The sequence below is a fragment of the Pseudomonas sp. 8Z genome, from assembly GCF_902506535.1.
GTDB lineage: Bacteria > Pseudomonadota > Gammaproteobacteria > Pseudomonadales > Pseudomonadaceae > Aquipseudomonas.
Genome location: NZ_LR733826.1, coordinates 641,318 through 657,495, shown reverse-complemented (window position 1 = coordinate 657,495; position 16,178 = coordinate 641,318). Strand labels below are relative to the sequence as shown.

16 protein-coding genes and 1 pseudogene are annotated in these 16,178 nt (G+C 62.9%); 13 read left to right on the top strand and 4 right to left on the bottom strand.

The genetic code is table 11. The features are described from left to right. Position 1: 1 nt before the first annotated feature. The 4 genes from AERO9A_RS12435 (at position 2) to AERO9A_RS12420 (ending at position 3,831) form a co-directional block, all read left to right on the top strand. Complete coding sequence (locus AERO9A_RS12435) at positions 2-307, top strand: BolA family transcriptional regulator (protein WP_159972251.1); 306 nt, start codon at positions 2-4, stop codon at positions 305-307. A 176-nt stretch (positions 308-483) separates the two neighbouring features. Beyond that, entirely contained in the window at positions 484-1,422 is a 939-nt protein-coding gene (locus AERO9A_RS12430; RefSeq protein ID WP_159972250.1) for a rhodanese-related sulfurtransferase, read from the top strand. A 2-nt stretch (positions 1,423-1,424) separates the two neighbouring features. Further along, on the top strand, positions 1,425-2,057 hold the full coding sequence (locus tag AERO9A_RS12425) for a DsbA family protein (protein ID WP_159972249.1): 633 nt from the start codon (positions 1,425-1,427) through the stop codon (positions 2,055-2,057). After that, positions 2,050-3,831 (top strand): ABC transporter ATP-binding protein, encoded by a 1,782-nt coding sequence (locus AERO9A_RS12420; RefSeq protein WP_159972248.1) that lies wholly within the window; start codon positions 2,050-2,052, stop codon positions 3,829-3,831. The genes AERO9A_RS12425 and AERO9A_RS12420 overlap by 8 nt, the downstream gene beginning before the upstream one ends. Positions 3,832-4,199: 368 nt before the next feature. Here the strand turns inward: AERO9A_RS12420 and AERO9A_RS12415 are convergent, their stop codons facing one another. Beyond that, positions 4,200-5,063: a LysR family transcriptional regulator gene (locus AERO9A_RS12415; protein ID WP_159972247.1), complete on the bottom strand. Its 864-nt coding sequence runs from the start codon at positions 5,061-5,063 to the stop codon at positions 4,200-4,202. A gap of 94 nt (positions 5,064-5,157) precedes the next feature. Between AERO9A_RS12415 and AERO9A_RS12410 the strand changes: the two genes are divergently transcribed. From AERO9A_RS12410 to AERO9A_RS22825, 9 genes and pseudogenes are all read left to right on the top strand, one after another. Then, positions 5,158-5,895, top strand: a complete 738-nt coding sequence (locus tag AERO9A_RS12410) for a CTP synthase (protein ID WP_159972246.1) — start codon at positions 5,158-5,160, stop codon at positions 5,893-5,895. Continuing rightward, complete coding sequence (locus tag AERO9A_RS12405) at positions 5,892-6,218, top strand: antibiotic biosynthesis monooxygenase (RefSeq protein WP_159972245.1); 327 nt, start codon at positions 5,892-5,894, stop codon at positions 6,216-6,218. Before AERO9A_RS12410 ends, AERO9A_RS12405 begins: the two co-directional genes overlap by 4 nt. Positions 6,219-6,450: 232 nt before the next feature. Continuing rightward, positions 6,451-7,533 carry a 4-hydroxyphenylpyruvate dioxygenase gene (gene hppD / locus AERO9A_RS12400; protein WP_159972244.1) on the top strand — a complete coding sequence of 361 codons (1,083 nt, stop codon included), beginning with the start codon at positions 6,451-6,453 and terminating at the stop codon, positions 7,531-7,533. A gap of 4 nt (positions 7,534-7,537) precedes the next feature. Further along, positions 7,538-8,671 carry a homogentisate 1,2-dioxygenase gene (locus tag AERO9A_RS12395; protein ID WP_159972243.1) on the top strand — a complete coding sequence of 378 codons (1,134 nt, stop codon included), beginning with the start codon at positions 7,538-7,540 and terminating at the stop codon, positions 8,669-8,671. A 90-nt stretch (positions 8,672-8,761) separates the two neighbouring features. After that, entirely contained in the window at positions 8,762-9,742 is a 981-nt protein-coding gene (locus AERO9A_RS12390; protein ID WP_159972242.1) for a fumarylacetoacetate hydrolase family protein, read from the top strand. A 66-nt stretch (positions 9,743-9,808) separates the two neighbouring features. Further along, positions 9,809-10,459, top strand: coding sequence for a maleylacetoacetate isomerase (maiA, locus tag AERO9A_RS12385; protein ID WP_159972241.1), 651 nt, complete (start codon positions 9,809-9,811; stop codon positions 10,457-10,459). A gap of 92 nt (positions 10,460-10,551) precedes the next feature. Next, entirely contained in the window at positions 10,552-12,012 is a 1,461-nt protein-coding gene (locus AERO9A_RS12380; RefSeq protein WP_159972240.1) for a sodium-dependent transporter, read from the top strand. A 357-nt stretch (positions 12,013-12,369) separates the two neighbouring features. Continuing rightward, a pseudogene (locus AERO9A_RS22830) lies at positions 12,370-13,467 on the top strand (methyl-accepting chemotaxis protein); the annotation flags it as partial. Continuing rightward, positions 13,453-14,325 (top strand): methyl-accepting chemotaxis protein, encoded by an 873-nt coding sequence (locus tag AERO9A_RS22825; protein ID WP_372239676.1) that lies wholly within the window; start codon positions 13,453-13,455, stop codon positions 14,323-14,325. The pseudogene AERO9A_RS22830 and the gene AERO9A_RS22825, both read left to right, overlap by 15 nt. 3 nt (positions 14,326-14,328) lie before the next feature. Here the strand turns inward: AERO9A_RS22825 and AERO9A_RS12370 are convergent, their stop codons facing one another. The 3 genes from AERO9A_RS12370 to AERO9A_RS12360 all read right to left on the bottom strand — a co-directional run bounded on the left by AERO9A_RS12370 (position 14,329) and on the right by AERO9A_RS12360 (position 16,162). Next, positions 14,329-15,102, bottom strand: a complete 774-nt coding sequence (locus tag AERO9A_RS12370) for an SDR family oxidoreductase (protein WP_159972238.1) — start codon at positions 15,100-15,102, stop codon at positions 14,329-14,331. Positions 15,103-15,240: 138 nt separating this feature from the next. Further along, the gene (gene tsaA, locus AERO9A_RS12365; protein ID WP_159972237.1) at positions 15,241-15,942 is read right to left on the bottom strand and encodes a tRNA (N6-threonylcarbamoyladenosine(37)-N6)-methyltransferase TrmO; all 702 of its coding nucleotides are present in this window, start codon (positions 15,940-15,942) and stop codon (positions 15,241-15,243) included. A 13-nt stretch (positions 15,943-15,955) separates the two neighbouring features. Continuing rightward, on the bottom strand, positions 15,956-16,162 hold the full coding sequence (locus AERO9A_RS12360) for a hypothetical protein (RefSeq protein ID WP_159972236.1): 207 nt from the start codon (positions 16,160-16,162) through the stop codon (positions 15,956-15,958). Positions 16,163-16,178 lie beyond the last annotated feature (16 nt).

Genomic DNA, 16,178 nt, shown 5'->3' with positions numbered 1-16,178 from the left:
GATGTCTAAGCAAGCCCTGATCGAACAGACCCTGGCGGCCCTGCAACCCGAACACCTGCAGGTGCTGGATGAAAGCCACATGCACAGCCGTGGCCTGGAAACCCATTACAAGGCGGTGATCGTCAGCCCGCTGTTCGCCGGGCTGAATGCGGTCAAACGGCATCAGAAGGTCTACGCCACCGTGGGTGAGTTGATGGGGCAGATCCATGCCCTGGCGCTGCACACCTACACGCCGGATGAATGGGTGGCGCAGGGCGTGGCACCGGCCTCGCCGACCTGCCGCGGCGGTAGCCTGCACGATCATTGACGCGACGTCTTGTCGCCCGAGAACGGTGCCCGTGATGATGCGAGGCGCCTGCTCTCTGCGCTAGAATCGCACCCGCGCCGGCCCATGCCGGCGCTTTCATTTGAATGCGACCTGCATATAGATGGTGGGTCGTTAGCAGTCCGCCCTTTACGTGGGCGACCACTGAGAGAGTCTTCATGACCGACAAGATCGTCGTCGCGGCGCTGTACAAGTTCGTCTCCCTGCCGGATTACCAGGCGCTGCGCGAGCCCCTGCTGCAAACCCTCATCGATAACGGCATCAAGGGCACCCTGCTGCTCGCCGAAGAGGGCGTCAATGGCACCGTTTCCGGCTCCCGCGCCGGCATCGATGCGCTGCTCGCCTGGTTCCGTCTGGACGCGCGCTTGGCCGATATCGACCACAAGGAATCCTATTGCGATGAGCAGCCGTTCTATCGCACCAAGGTCAAGCTGAAGAAAGAAATCGTCACCCTCGGCGTGCCGGGCGTCGACCCCAACCAGCGCGTCGGCACCTACGTCGAGCCGCAGGACTGGAATGCGCTGATCAGCGATCCCGAAGTGCTGCTGATCGATACGCGCAACGACTATGAAGTGGCCATCGGTACCTTCGAGGGCGCCATCGATCCCAAGACCAAGTCATTCCGCGAGTTCCCCGAGTACATCAAGGCCCACTTCGACCCGAGCAAGCACAAGAAGGTGGCGATGTTCTGCACCGGCGGCATCCGTTGCGAGAAGGCCTCCAGCTACATGCTTGGTGAGGGGTTCGAGGAGGTCTACCACCTCAAGGGCGGCATCCTCAAATACCTGGAAGAAGTGCCGCAGGAGCAGACCAAGTGGCAGGGTGACTGCTTCGTCTTCGATAACCGCGTGACCGTGCGCCATGACCTCACCGAAGGCGACTACGATCAGTGCCATGCCTGCCGCACGCCGATTTCCGTGCAAGACCGCCAGTCCGAGTTCTACAGCCCCGGCGTGAGCTGCCCGCACTGCTGGGATTCGCTGCCGGAGAAGACCCGCGAGAGCGCTCGCGAGCGGCAGAAGCAGATCGAATTGGCGCGTGTACGCAATCAACCGCATCCGATCGGCCGCGATCCGCGCCAACTCAACGAGGTATGACCATGGCCAGCCGTCTGCTCTACGTGATGGACCCTATGTGTTCCTGGTGCTGGGGATTTTTCCCGGTGGTCGAGGCACTGGCGGAGCAGGCGGCGACTGCCGATGTGCCGTTGCATATTGTGGTTGGCGGCCTGCGCCGCGATCAGGTGGCGGTGGATGCTGCCGCGCGGGTGCGCTATCTGGGCTATTGGCAGGCGGTCAACGCCAGTACCGGGCAGTTGTTCGACTTCGAGCGGGGGCTGCCGGAAGGGTTGGTGTACGACACCGAACCGGCTTGTCGCGCCCTGGTGACCGCGCGCAGCCTTGATGCGCCGAGCGCATGGGCGCTGCTCAAGCGCATTCAGCAGGCTTTTTACACCGAGGGTGCCGACGTCACTCAGGCCAGCGTGCTGGTACAACTGGCCGAGCAGGCCGGCATTCCGCGTATCGAGTTTGCCGAGGCTTTCGATAGCCAGGCTATGCAAGATGCCACTGCTGCCGATTTCACCTGGGTGCAGGATCTTGGCATCGCTGGCTTTCCCACGCTGCTGGCTGAGCGCGAGGGCCAACTGGCGCTGCTGACCAATGGCTATCAGCCGCTCGAAGCGCTCTCACCGTTGCTGGGGCGCTGGCTGGAGCGTGCTGCCCATGCCTGATCGGTTGAGCTGGGCAGAAATCCGCCGCCTGGCCCTGCGTCACAAGCAAGCTCTGATTCTGGCCAATCTGGTCGCTGTACTGGCCACCCTGTGTAGTGTGCCGATTCCGCTGTTGTTGCCGTTGCTGGTGGACGAGGTGCTGCTGCGTGATGGCGACTCGGCGCTCAAGGTGATGGATCATTTCCTGCCTGACGCCTGGCAGTCGGCGGCAGGCTATATCGGCCTGATGCTGCTGCTGACTTTGTTGCTGCGTGGCTCGGCGCTGATCTTCAACGTGCTGCAGGCACGTCTGTTCGCCGGGTTATCGAAAGACATCGTCTATCGCGTTCGCTTGCGCCTGATCGAGCGGCTCAAGCGCATTGCCCTCGGCGAGTACGAAAGCCTTGGTGGCGGCACGGTGGCCACTCATTTGGTCACCGACCTGGACACCCTGGACAAATTCATCGGCGATACGCTGAGCCGCTTTCTGGTGGCCATGCTGACGCTGCTGGGTACTTCGGCCATCCTCATCTGGATGCACTGGAAGCTGGCGCTGCTGATCCTCTTGTTCAACCCGCTGGTGATCTACGCCACGGTGCAACTGGGCAAGCGCGTCAAGCATCTGAAGAAGCTGGAGAACGACAGCACCGGGCGCTTCACCCAGGCACTGACGGAAACCCTCGACGCCATTCAGGAGGTGCGTGCCAGCAACCGCCAGGGCTACTTCCTCGGGCGCCTTGGTGCGCGTGCGCAGGAGGTGCGCGACTACGCTGTGGCGTCGCAGTGGAAGAGCGATGCCTCCAACCGTGCCAGTGCTCTGTTGTTCCAGTTCGGCATCGACGTATTCCGCGCTGCGGCCATGCTCACGGTGCTGTTCTCCGACCTGTCCATCGGCCAGATGCTCGCGGTGTTCAGCTACCTGTGGTTCATGATCGGCCCGGTGGAGCAGTTGCTCAATCTGCAGTACGCCTTCTATGCCGCCGGTGGCGCGCTGACGCGCATCAACGAACTGCTGGCGCGGCGTGACGAGCCGCAGTACGACGGCCGTGTTGATCCGTTCAAGAGTCGCGCTACGGTTGGCATCGAGATCCAGGGGCTGACCTTCGGCTATGGCGACGAGCCGGTGCTCGACCGCCTCGACCTGTCTATCGCGCCGGGTGAGAAGGTGGCCATCGTCGGGGCGTCGGGTGGCGGTAAGAGCACTCTGGTGCAGTTGCTGCTGGGGCTGTACACGGCGCAGGCCGGCAGCATCCGCTTCGGTGGCAGCAGCCTTGAGGAAATCGGCCTCAATGGCGTGCGCGACAACGTCGCGGTGGTGTTGCAGCATCCGGCGCTGTTCAACGACACGGTACGCGCCAACCTGACCATGGGCCGCGAGTGCAGCGACGAGGCCTGCTGGCAGGCGCTGCGTATCGCCCAGCTTTACGACACCATCGCGCTGTTGCCGCAGGGGTTGGACAACGTGGTCGGGCGTAGCGGCGTGCGCCTGTCTGGCGGTCAGCGTCAGCGCCTGGCCATCGCCCGCATGGTGCTGGCCGAGCCGAAAGTTGTGATCCTCGACGAAGCGACTTCGGCGCTGGATGCCGCCACCGAGTACGCCCTGCACCAGGCGCTGGCGCAGTTCCTCGAAGGACGCACCACGCTGATCATCGCCCACCGCCTGAGCGCGGTGAAACAGGCTGACCGTGTGCTGGTGTTTGATGGCGGTAGCGTGGCCGAGGATGGCGACCACCAGCAACTGATCGCCGAGGGTGGGCTGTACGCCAAGTTGTACGGGCATTTGCAGCAGGTGTGAGACGTCTATTCTGCGAGTCTGAAACCGAATGCTGTCCAGTGTTGTAGGGCGGGTGCAACCCGCCATGAATGGCTGGCGGGTTTCACCCGCCCTACGGATCTACGTCCCTTGTCCGGTAGGCGCGGCTGGGCGGCATTCCGCTTCAGCCGCGATGCTCTTTGGCGCAACCAATGTTTCCGGTTTGCATTCGGGCTATAGAGCCTTCTGACCTGTCGCGGCTGAAGCCCCCACGCAGTGCTGTCGATTGCACTGCTTTTGTGGGAGCGCTTTAGCGGCGATGCTTTGCTTCATTGGTAGGGCGGGTGCAACCCGCCATAAATGAGTGGCGGGTTTCACCCGCTCTACGAATCCGTGGGCAACGCTTTGCTTCAAGCGTTGCTCATCAGCGCTTCGCTCAGTTCCTCGAACAGGGTCTGCACCGAGCGCAGGGCGCGACAGTCGGGGCGGGTCAGCAGCCACAGCTCGGTGTCGCAGCCTGGCAACGGGGCGCTCAGTGCAAGCAGATCCGGTTGGCTGCGCAGGATGAAGTCGGGCAGGGCGGCGACGCCGAGCCCAGCGCGGGTCAGTTGCGCCACGGCGTACATGCTACTGCAGCGGTAGCTGGGCATGACCCCCGGAAGCTCGTGCTGGCGCCAGAGTACCGTGGCGTGATCCGGCATCGACTCGTCCGGGGCGATCCAGCTTTGCCGCGCCAGGTCGCTGCGATCCTGGCCGTCGTCGCGTGCGCAGACCACGTAGGACACCTTGGCCAGGCGGCGGCCGACCAGATGCTCTGGCGGCTGGTTGGTCAGGCGCAGGGCCAGGTCGGCGTCGCGGCGGCTGAGATTGGCGAAGTCGTTGGAGGTCACCAGTTCCAGTGATAGCGCTGGATAGTTGGGCATGAAGCGCGCCAGCGCCGGTAGCAGCAGGCTGCTCAGCACGGCGTCGGTGCAGGTCAGGCGCACTGTGCCGCTGACCACCTGTTTGCCTTGTTCCAGCGCCACGCGTGCGGCATCCAGCGCCTGTTCGGCGCGCTCGGCTTGTTCGGCCAGGGCGCGGGCGGTCTCGCTGGGCTCGTAGCCACGTCGGCTTTTCTCGAATAGCGCCACGCCCAGAGCGGCCTCAAGGCGGCGTACGGCGCGAAATACGGTGGAAACATCTACCTGCAGCAGCTCGGCGGCGCGTGCCAGAGAGCGGCCACGCACCAGGGCGAGTACCAGGGAGAGGTCGGTGTGGTCAATTTGATATTGCACGGCTGCAATCTCTCCTTGTCGGTGCGCCAATTATTATTGCGCGGGCGCCATCTTATAGTGCCAGGCAAACCGCCAAGCAAGAGAGGCCACCGTCATGTCCAGCAAGTGTCGAGTCAAGGTCGCCCTGGTGGGCGAATACAGTGCAGCGATTACCGCGCACCGAGCTATTCCCGAGGCGCTGCGCCTGGCTGGTGAAGCCCTGGGTGTGGCGGTCGAGTACGACTGGTTGGCCACGCAGCGCATTCTTGATGACGCGACCTTATTGGCCTATGACGGCATCTGGTGTGTGCCGGGCAGCCCCTATGCCGTCACCGAGGGTGCGCTGCGCGCGATCCGTTTCGCCCGCGAGCAGGGCGTGCCTTTTCTCGGCACCTGCGGCGGCTTTCAGCACGCGTTGCTGGAATACGCGCGTAATCACCTGGGTTGGGCAGATGCCGAACATGCCGAGCTTTCGCCGCAAACACAGGCGCCGCTAATCGCGCCACTGGCCTGCGCTCTGCAGGATGTCAGCGAGCGTGTGCACCTGGTATCGGGTTCGCGTATCGCCGAGCTGTACGGGGTGCGCGAGATCAGCGAGCAGTACCTGTGCCGCTATGGCCTCGACGATGCCTTCATCGAGCCACTGATGGCGCAGGCGCTGAAGGCTTCCGGGCATGACGAGGCGGGTGCCGTGCGTGCCATCGAGCTGGACGACCATCCCTTCTTCATCGCCACTCTGTTCCAGCCCGAGCGCGCTGCGCTGCAAGGTCGCCTGCCGCCGGTGGTCGCCGGTCTGGTCGGTGCCTGCGCGGTGCAATCGGTGCATGAAGCGCAGCAGGAGGCGGTGGCTTGATCGCCAAGACGCCAAAGCCGCCTTACTACGTGGTGATGTTCACCTCGGTGCGTACGGATGTCGATGACGGCTACGCCGAGGCGGCGCAGCGCATGCTGGAGCTGGCCGCGCAGCAGCCAGGCTTTCTCGGTGTGGAGTCGGCGCGCAGCGATGGCCTGGGTATCACCTTGTCCTATTGGCAGAACGAGGAGGCCATCCGCGCCTGGCGCGAGCACGCCGAGCACAGTGCCGTTCGTGAGCGCGGTAGGGCGGAGTGGTATGCCGCCTGCACCACCCGTGTGGCCAAGGTCGAGCGGGCCTACGGTTTCGAGCGTCCGGTCTGAGGACTTATGGCAAGTCGGTCAATCGCTATGTAAGATAAATTTTACGAATGGCCGAATTGGCCATCTTTTACCAGTGGCTTATAGGTCTGTGTAAATAAAAATTGCCGATAACGGGCTCGACCGCTGTGGCGAGGTGTTGCAAGCGATCTTGAGCGTGCTTCTGCGCTCGGTTGTCATGAGGTTGTCCGCAACGCATTCGTGCGCTGCCATCACATGACAATCAGGAGGCGAGATGAGCGCCGTGGTCAAGATTGAGCAGCACAACCCCATCGGCACCGATGGCTTCGAGTTCGTCGAATTTACCGCGCCGAGTGCCGAAGGTATTGAGCAACTGCGCCAGTTGTTCACCGTCATGGGCTTTACCGAAACCGCCAAGCACCGCTCCAAAGAGGTGTGGCTGTTCCAGCAGAACGACATCAACATCGTGCTCAACGGCAGCCCCAGCGGCCATGTGCGCGCCTTCGGCGAAAAACACGGCCCCAGCGCCTGTGCCATGGCCTTTCGGGTCAAGAACGCGGCCCAGGCCGCCGCCTACGTCGAGCAGCAGGGCGCCACGCTGGTGGGCAGCCATGCCAACTTCGGCGAACTGAACATCCCCTGCGTCGAAGGCATCGGCGGCTCTCTGCTGTATCTGGTCGACCGTTACGGCGACAAGAGCATCTACGACGTCGACTTCGAATATATCGAAGGCCGTAGTCCCAACGACAACGCCGTCGGCCTGCAGTGCATCGACCACCTGACCCACAACGTGCGCCGTGGGCAGATGGACGTATGGTCCGGTTTTTACGAACGCATCGCGGGTTTCCGCGAGATCCGCTACTTCGACATCGAAGGCAAGCTCACCGGCCTGTTCTCCCGCGCCATGACCGCGCCTTGCGGCAAGATCCGCATTCCGATCAATGAGTCGGCCGATGACAAGTCGCAGATCGAGGAATTCATCCGCGAATACCACGGCGAAGGCATCCAGCATATCGCCCTGTCCACCGACGACATCTACGCCACCGTGCGCCAGTTGCGCGCCAATGGCGTGGACTTCATGACCACCCCGGACACCTATTACGAGAAGGTCGACAGCCGCGTCGCGGGCCATGGTGAGCCGACCGACGTATTGCGCGAGCTGAACATCCTGATCGACGGAGCGCCGAGTGATGACGGCATCCTGCTGCAGATCTTCACCAACACGGTGATTGGCCCGATCTTCTTCGAGATCATCCAGCGCAAGGGCAATCAGGGGTTTGGCGAGGGCAACTTCAAGGCCCTGTTCGAATCCATCGAGGAAGACCAACTGCGTCGCGGTGTGCTCGCCGAGGAGTGATGCCATGAGCCGTCAATGGATCCGCTTTCCCCTACGTGAAGGCGAGTGCTCACGCCAGGCCCATTGCGACCTGCCGCAGGGCACCTACGAACGCGAAATGGGCCGCGAGGGTTTCTTCGGCCCCACCGCGCACCTGCATCACAAGCATCCGCCCACCGGCTGGATCGACTGGCAAGGCCCGTTGCGCCCGCATGCCTTCAACTTCAACGACATCCCCAGCGAGCGCGATTGCCCGCTGGCGGCACCGCTGACGTTGCACAACGCCGATGTGAAGCTGCGCGTGTGGCGCACCCACGGCGCCATGCGCCATCTGGTGCGCAACGCAGACGGTGACGAGCTGCTGTTCGTGCATGAGGGCAGTGGGCATTTCTATTGCGACTTCGGCCATCTGCAGTACCGCGACGGCGACTACCTGTTGATCCCGCGTGGTACCGCCTGGCGTATCGAGGCCAGCACGCTGAGCTACTTCCTGCTAATCGAGAACAGCGACGGCGCCTACCAGTTGCCGGACAAGGGCCTACTCGGGCCGCAGGCGATCTTCGATGCGGCGGTGCTGGAGCACCCGCATATCGACGACGCCTTCAAGGCGCAGCAGGACGAGAACACCTGGCAAGTCCGCATCAAACGGCGCGGCCAGATCAGCACCGTGACCTACCCCTACAACCCGCTGGACGTGGTCGGCTGGCATGGCGACAACACCGTGGTGCGCCTGAACTGGCGCGACATTCGCCCGCTGGTCAGCCATCGCTACCACCTGCCGCCGTCGGTGCACACCACCTTCGTCGCCAGCGGTTTCGTGGTCTGCACCTTTACCCCGCGCCCGGTGGAATCCGACCCTGGCGCGCTCAAGGTGCCGTTCTTCCACAACAACGATGACTACGACGAAGTGCTGTTCTACCACCGGGGCAACTTCTTCAGCCGCGACAACATCGAGCAGGGCATGGTCACCCTGCACCCATGCGGCTTCCCCCATGGGCCGCACCCCAAGGCGCTGAAGAAGAGTCAGGTCGATCCGGCCACCTTTATCGACGAGGTGGCGGTGATGATCGACGCCCGCCGCGCCCTGGAGGTGAGTGATGCCGCTGCTGCGGTGGACGTGACCGAGTACGTCAACTCCTGGCGCGCGCCGGGACTCTAGGCTCAAAAGAACCCGTAGGAGCGCGCTCTGCTCGCGAAGCTCTTTCTTCGTTCAGGGCTCGCTCCTCCCTCAGCATGCAAAGGATTACCGATGAAACTCGCATCACTGAATCAAGGCCGCGACGGTGTACTCGTCGTGGTCTCCCGCGACCTGGCCCGCGCTGTGCGCGTGCCGCAGATTGCCGTCACTCTGCAGGCAGCGCTGGACGACTGGAACGCTACCCGGCCCAAGCTCGAAGCGGTTTACCAACGCCTCAACGACGGATTGATTGATGACGCCTTCGCTTTTGACCAGGCGGCCTGCCATAGCCCCTTGCCGCGTGCCTATCACTGGGCCGACGGCAGTGCTTACGTCAATCACGTCGAGCTGGTGCGCAAGGCGCGTGGCGCCGAGATGCCGGAGTCGTTCTGGCACGACCCGCTGATGTACCAGGGCGGCGCCGATACCTTTATCCCGCCGCACGCACCGATCCGCCTGGCCGACGAGGCTTGGGGCATCGATCTGGAGGCCGAGCTGGCAGTGATCACCGACGACGTGCCGATGGGCGCCACGCCAGCCGAAGCGGCTGGGTATATCCGCCTGCTGATGCTGGTCAACGACGTGTCGCTGCGTAACCTGATTCCCGGTGAGCTGGCCAAGGGCTTTGGTTTCTACCAGAGCAAGCCGTCGTCGAGCTTCTCCCCGGTGGCCATCACCCCGGACGAACTGGGCGAGAGCTGGAAGGATGGCAAGGTGTATCGGCCACTGGTCTCGCATATCAACGATGTGCTGTTTGGCCAGCCGGATGCCGGTGTGGACATGACCTTCAACTTCCCCACTCTTGTGGCGCACGCGGCCAGGACTCGCCCGCTGGGAGCTGGCACTATCATCGGTTCGGGCACGGTGTCCAATTACGACCGCAGCGCCGGCTCGAGCTGCCTGGCAGAGAAACGCATGCTGGAGATCGTCGAGCAGGGCGAGGCGCAGACGCCGTTCCTCACGTTCGGCGACCGGGTGCGAATCGAGATGTTCGACGCCGCCGGGCAGAGCATTTTCGGCGCCATCGACCAGTTGGTGGAGAAATATGAGTAGCCCGGATGAAATCCGGGAAATTCCAAGGCCAGCCCCGGATTGCAACCGGGCTACGGGGGATGATCGATGCTGAAGCTCTACGGCTACTGGCGCTCCAGTGCCGCTTACCGCGTGCGTATCGCCCTTAACCTCAAGGGCCTGGCTTACCAGCAAGTGCCGGTTCATTTGGTCAAGGATGGCGGCCAGCAGCACAGCATCGACTACCGCGCGCTGAACCCGCAGGGCCTGTTGCCGCTGCTGGTGGACGCAGAAAACGGTGGCGTACGCATCGCCCAGTCCTTGGCAATTATCGAATACCTCGAAGAAATTTTCCCACTGTCGGCGCTGCTGCCGACTGATCCAGCCGAGCGTGCTCAGGTGCGGGCGCTGGCGCTGCATATCGCCTGCGACGTGCACCCGCTGAACAACCTGCGCGTGCTGCAGTACCTCAGTGGCGAACTGGGCGTCAGCGACGAGGCGAAGAGCGCCTGGTACCAGCATTGGGTCGCGCTGGGTCTGGCAGCGGTGGAGGAGGGCTTGTCAGCATTCGATGGGCGCCTGTCGCTCGGTGAGCGCCCTGGATATCTGGAAGCCTGTGTGATGCCGCAACTGTATAATGCGCGCCGTTTTAACTGTGACCTAACCGCGTACCCACGCATTGTCGCCATGGCGGCGCGCTGTGAACCACTGGAGGCCTTCCAACTGGCCGCTCCAGAGGTGCAAGCCGACGCTCTGTGACACCTCCGGCTCTTATCCAAGCCCTGCATTCCGCCGCGCCACGAGCGCGGCGGGTTCGATTCCGTCACAGATAAAAACAAAGCAGGTGATGCATGACTCGTGAAAAACCGAAGAACCTCTGGCTCTCGCGCTGGGGCTTCATCCTCGCTGCAACCGGCTCGGCTGTTGGTCTGGGCAATATCTGGAAATTCCCCTATATCACTGGCGAGTACGGCGGCGGTGCCTTTGTGCTGATGTACCTGGCGTGCATTCTGGCCATCGGTATTCCGGTGATGATGACCGAGATCGCCGTCGGCCGCCGTGGCCGTGGCAGCCCCATCGATGCCATCGGCCGCGTGGTGCACGAGAACAATGGCAACCCACTGTGGAAAGCGGTGGGTGGCATGGCCATGCTCTCCGGTTTCCTGATTCTGTGTTTCTACGTGGTCGTCGCCGGTTGGGCCTTTGCCTACACCTGGAAGATGCTCGATGGCTCGCTGGCGGCCACCAGCGTCGAGGCGCTGGGTGGGGTGTTCGAGGCGCACAACGCTAATCCCTGGCAGCTCGGCGGCTGGAGCGTGCTGGTGGCGCTGCTGACCCTGTGGATCGTGGCCAAGGGCGTGCAGCAGGGCATCGAGAATGCGGTGCGCTGGATGATGCCGGGCCTGGCCCTGATGCTCGTCGCGCTGGTCGGCTATGCCTTCACCAGCGGTAGCTTCGATGCTGGTTTCGCCTTCCTCTTTCATTTCGACGCCTCGAAGATCACCGGCGAGGCGCTGCTGGCGGCGCTGGGGCATGCCTTCTTCACCCTCAGCTTGGCCTCCGGCGCCATTCTCACTTATGGCTCCTACGTGCCGGATGGCCAGTCCATCGCCCGCACCACCTTCATGGTCGCCATCTGCGACACCCTGGTGGCGCTGCTCGCCGGTCTGGCGATCTTCCCGATCATCTTCGCCAACGGCATGAGCCCGAGTGCCGGGCCGGGGCTGATCTTCATGAGCCTGCCGCTGGCCTTTCAACAGATGCCGTTCGGCACGGCGTTCGGCGTACTGTTCTTCGCCATGGTGTCGATTGCGGCGCTGACCTCGGCGATCTCCATGATCGAAGCCACCGTGGCCTATCTGAACGAGCAGCACGGCATCAGCCGTTTACACGCGGCGATCGGTGCTGGCGCGGTACTGCTGGTGATTAGCCTGCTGGCGATGCTGTCGTTCAACCTGCTGGCGGGTTGGACGCCTTTGGGCAAGAATTTCTTCGACTGGCTGGACTACCTGACCTCGCGCTGGATGATGCCACTGGGCGGTATCTTCATGGTGGTGCTGGCCGGCTATGCGCTGCGCTGCGACATCCTGCGTGAAGAGCTGAACCTGCCGCCGACCGGTTATGCCCTGTGGCTGTTCATGGTGCGCTACGTCAGTCCGGTGCTGATTTTGGTGGTGTTCCTGAATGCGCTGGGGTGGTTGTTGTTCGATCCGGTGCAGCGGTGGTACTGGATTGCGGGCGCCATTGGCCTGCTGGCTGTTGCCGGAGAGTTGCTACGCCCCCGCGTGACCAGCGTATTGATCGGGCGCTGAGTGCCAGGCCGGTAAGCAAAAGGCGCAGCGTTGGCTGCGCCTTTTTATTTTCAGCCGTTGGCGGTGGCGGTAAACCGCCTGAGTGATCATGGAAAACGGCGGGTTGTTGCCGAGTCTTGCTGGTTGTTTCTCGTGGCGGTCTATAGTTATGCAAGCTGTTTGGCTCTCAGCATGGATTCAAGGTTGGGCCCTTCGTTGCCGATAACCTTCCCAGGTGACGAAGCGACACGGATCGCGCTAGACAAACCTGCTGTGCCGACTCGCATCAAGTAGATGCCTGGCATAAGGGTTGCGTTGTTTACCGATCAAGTCGCGCCCAGAAGCGCGTTCGTATAAGAAGAACCGTGGAGTGCTTTTATGTTCGAGTCTGCCGGGCGCCTGCTGGCCAATCTTTCTGTTGGCAAAAAACTGATATGTGGCTTTGCTCTGGTGCTGCTGCTGACAGCCGCCATGACAGGCATCGGTTTGCTCGCCGTGCAAGCCGTCCTATTGGGTCACAAGCATGTCGGTGAGCTGTCTGAGGTGAACATGGAGGTGCTGCAGGCACGTCGCCTGGAGCGTAGCTTCGCTATCGAGCAAACCCCCGAGAGTGCTGCGCGCGTGCGTGACAGCTTGAACACAGCGCTGGCGTCTCTGCAGCAACTGCTGCAGAACAGTGCTGTGGCTGACGAGGCGCGCATACAGACCATGCAGCAGGCCGTCAGTGAGTACATGAAGCAGTTCGATACCTACGTCGATCTGCAGGACAAAGCGCGTTCGGCGCGTCAGGACATGCGTGATGCGGCGGGTGAAGCGCGTGATCAGATCGAGGTGATCGAGCTGGATATGTACGACGCCGTGCGTGAACTGCGTTTGCAGGGCGATCGCCTACGCGGCAGCGATCCACTGACCCTGGCCGAGACGGCATCCGGCCTGAGTAAGCGCATGCTCGATCTGCGCAGCCAGGAAAGCCTATACATCATCGACGGTTCCGCCGAGGCGCTGAAGGAGTGGAACTACATCAGCGAGGATCTGCAGACGGTAGCGCGCAGCCTGATGGTTTGGCTCGATGATGAGCAAAAAGCTTCGATCGAGAAGGCCCTGCAGGCATTGACGATCTACCAGCGCGCCTTCCTCTATTACCAGCAGTTGCGTGAGCAGAACGTGTCGACGGAAGCGGCCATGATCGAACGCTCGCGCTCGGTCATCAGCCTGGCTCAGGCCGCACAGGCCAGTGCAGATGAAAGCATGTTGGCTGAAAGTCGGCGCTCGCAATTGATGCTGGCTGTAATGGGCGCTGCCGCTGTAGTGCTAGGGCTATGTGCGGCACTGTTGATCGCGCGTCTGATCGTCGTGCCTTTACGCCAGACCGTGGGGTTTGCCGAGCGTATTGCCAGCGGCGATCTCAGTCAGGACATCCCGCAGAACCGCCGCGATGAACTGGGGCAATTGCTCGCAGCCATGCAGGGCATGACCAGCAGCCTGCGTACGCTGGTGGGGCGCATCGGTGGTGGTGTCGGACAGATTGCCGCCGCCGCTGAGCAATTGTCGTCTATCACCGCACAGACCAGTGCCGGGGTACAGACGCAGAAACTGGAAACCGAGCAGACCGCCACCGCCATGCACCAGATGGCGGCTACCGTGCAGGAGGTGGCGCAAAACGCCGAGATGGCGTCGAGTGCCGCGCAGGAGGCCGACCGCGAGGCGCAGCAGGGAAACCGGGTGGTGCAGCAAGCGGTGGAGCAGGTTGGCAGCCTGGCCACTGAAGTGGAGCAGTCGGCTGAAGCCATTGCTGCGCTGGACCGTGAAAGCGGACGTATAAGCGGTGTGCTGGAAGTGATTCGTGGTGTCGCTGAGCAGACCAACCTGCTCGCACTCAATGCTGCTATCGAGGCTGCGCGCGCTGGCGAGCAGGGGCGCGGCTTTGCCGTGGTTGCCGATGAAGTGCGAGCGCTGGCCAAGCGTGCCCAGGACAGCACCGAAGAGATCGAAACCTTGATCGCCGGGCTGCAACGCATGGCCAAAGGCGCTGTGCAGCAGATGGACAGCAGCCGCGAGCTGACCCGGCGTACCGTCGAGCTGGCCGGGCAGGCCGGTGACGCGCTGGCGCGCATCACCCGTGCGGTCAGCACCATCGAGCAGATGAACCAGCAAATCGCCGCCGCCGCCGAGGAGCAGAGCTCGGTGGCCGAGGCGATCAACGAAAGCGTGACCCGTGTGCGTGACATCGGCGAGCAGAGTGCTGCGGCCAGCCAACAGACGGCGGCTTCCAGTGCCGAGCTGGCGCGGCTGGGTGGTGAATTGCAGGGCTTGGTGCGGCAGTTCCGCACCTGATTCTCAGCCCAGGTGAAAGCCACCGTCGATGGGGATGATGGCGCCGGTCATATAAGCACCAGCGCTGCCCGCCAGACTCAGCGCCAGTGCGGCCATTTCCTCTTCGCGGCCCCAGCGTTTCATTGGGATCAAGGCGGTGTCGGCGGCCAGAGCGGCTTCGTCCTCGGCGATGAAGCGGGTCATCTTGCTCGGGAAGCGCCCCGGCGCAATCACGTTGACGTTGATGTGCTCGCCCACCAGTTCCTTGGCCAGCATGCGTGACAGTTGGTGCAACGCGGCCTTGCTCGGCCCGTAGGCATAAGCCTGTTCGCCCATGGCGCTGATCCCAGCCACCGAACCAATATTGATTACCCGCGCTGGACAATCCGCCGAACCGGCCTTGCGCAGCAGCGGCAGCAATTGCTGGATGCAGCCGAACACCGAGGTGACATTGAGCTGCATGACCTTTTCCCAACCCTTGGCTGGGTAGCTTTCCAGTGGCGCTCCCCAGGTGGTGCCAGCGTTGTTGACCAGAATGTCTAACTGATCGATACGCCCACTCAGCTCAGCAGCCAGCGCCTGCACGCCTTGCTCGCTGGACAGATTGGCGGCAATACCGGTGCACTGGCCCAGGGCTGATAGTTCGGCGGCAGTCTGCGCGCAGGCTTCGCCGTCACGGGCGCAGACATAGACATGGGCACCCGCTTCGACGAAGGCCTTGGCGATCATCAGGCCGATGCCACGGGTGCCGCCGGTGACCAGGGCGGTGCGCCCGGCAAGGGAAAAGTAAGGGTGCATGGAGGGGCCTCGCTGAGTGATGAGGCCTTCACCCTAGAACCTGGCTGCTGGGAAAGCAGGCATCATTGTCGGCCGAAATGACGAGCCATGCGTTTTGTCTTGTCGCGGCTAAAGCCTCTCCCGCGCAACCGGCGCCTTTCAGCCGCGCCCCGCCATCTGCACATCCAGCACGCGAATACGCCCAGGCATCGGGTAGTGCCAGTGCACGTCGAGATCCCAGAAGCGCGCGCCATAGCGCCGCTCGGGTTGTGGCTGCTGATAGGCCGGGCGTGGATCTTGCGCCAGGCACTGTTCGATCATTTCCACCAGTGGCTCACCCAGGCGCAGGCTGTGTTGCTGCGCCTGCGACAAGGCGGCGTCCTGCCAGTCCACCGGAATCAGTGGTGGTGGTGCATCGGCCATATCGTTGCGCGCGCCTGCCACGTTGTCGGCGTAAGGCACGTAGGGTTTGATATCCAGCACTGGGGTGCCGTCGAGCAGGTCGATACCGGACAGATGCAGACGCCCAGGCTCGACCTTGTCCAGACGTACCACCGACTGGCCGATGCCATTGGGGCGGTGCGTGGCGCGGGTGCTGAATACACCGACCGACTGGTTGCCGCCCAGACGCGGCGGGCGCACCTTCAGGCGTGGCTTGTCTTCCAGCGCTTGATGAAAGAGAAACAGCAGCCAGACATGGCTGACCTGCTCCAGCCCCTGCACGGCGTCGCCCTGATCGTATGGCGACAGCAGCTCCAGCACGCCGCGTGCGGCGGGAGCCAGGTGGGGCTGGCGGGGGATGGCGAATTTTTCCTTGAAGCAGGAACGGACAATACCGACTGGGGAAACCTGATGCTGCATGCTGACCTGCTTATTAGCGACGGTTGACCGGGGCGCTGTACGCTTCCCGGCAGCCAGCGTCGCGGAAGGGGCCCGTGAAGCGAATCCAGCCGTCACCGGGGCTGGTCTGGGCGCAGGTCAGGTGGCTGTCGGTCTTGCTCTGCCAGAGAAAGAAGGGCGCGGGCGCGGCGACGCCGGGCAGACTGAGAGCGAGCAGGGCGGTGAGTAGCAGCGTACGCATGAAGGCTCCTGTGCGG

What these genes read in the sequence shown, in the direction of transcription:
- AERO9A_RS12410 (WP_159972246.1), top strand. Translation starts at nt 5,158, where the DNA reads ATGTCCAGCAAGTGTCGAGTCAAGGTCGCCCTGGTGGGCGAATACAGT.
- AERO9A_RS12435 (WP_159972251.1), top strand. Translation starts at nt 2, where the DNA reads ATGTCTAAGCAAGCCCTGATCGAACAGACCCTGGCGGCCCTGCAACCC.
- AERO9A_RS12370 (WP_159972238.1), bottom strand. Translation starts at nt 15,102, where the DNA reads ATGCACCCTTACTTTTCCCTTGCCGGGCGCACCGCCCTGGTCACCGGC.
- AERO9A_RS12360 (WP_159972236.1), bottom strand. Translation starts at nt 16,162, where the DNA reads ATGCGTACGCTGCTACTCACCGCCCTGCTCGCTCTCAGTCTGCCCGGC.
- maiA (WP_159972241.1), top strand. Translation starts at nt 9,809, where the DNA reads ATGCTGAAGCTCTACGGCTACTGGCGCTCCAGTGCCGCTTACCGCGTG.
- AERO9A_RS12380 (WP_159972240.1), top strand. Translation starts at nt 10,552, where the DNA reads ATGACTCGTGAAAAACCGAAGAACCTCTGGCTCTCGCGCTGGGGCTTC.
- AERO9A_RS22825 (WP_372239676.1), top strand. Translation starts at nt 13,453, where the DNA reads ATGCAGGGCATGACCAGCAGCCTGCGTACGCTGGTGGGGCGCATCGGT.
- AERO9A_RS12420 (WP_159972248.1), top strand. Translation starts at nt 2,050, where the DNA reads ATGCCTGATCGGTTGAGCTGGGCAGAAATCCGCCGCCTGGCCCTGCGT.
- AERO9A_RS12430 (WP_159972250.1), top strand. Translation starts at nt 484, where the DNA reads ATGACCGACAAGATCGTCGTCGCGGCGCTGTACAAGTTCGTCTCCCTG.
- tsaA (WP_159972237.1), bottom strand. Translation starts at nt 15,942, where the DNA reads ATGCAGCATCAGGTTTCCCCAGTCGGTATTGTCCGTTCCTGCTTCAAG.
- AERO9A_RS12390 (WP_159972242.1), top strand. Translation starts at nt 8,762, where the DNA reads ATGAAACTCGCATCACTGAATCAAGGCCGCGACGGTGTACTCGTCGTG.
- AERO9A_RS12395 (WP_159972243.1), top strand. Translation starts at nt 7,538, where the DNA reads ATGAGCCGTCAATGGATCCGCTTTCCCCTACGTGAAGGCGAGTGCTCA.
- hppD (WP_159972244.1), top strand. Translation starts at nt 6,451, where the DNA reads ATGAGCGCCGTGGTCAAGATTGAGCAGCACAACCCCATCGGCACCGAT.
- AERO9A_RS12425 (WP_159972249.1), top strand. Translation starts at nt 1,425, where the DNA reads ATGGCCAGCCGTCTGCTCTACGTGATGGACCCTATGTGTTCCTGGTGC.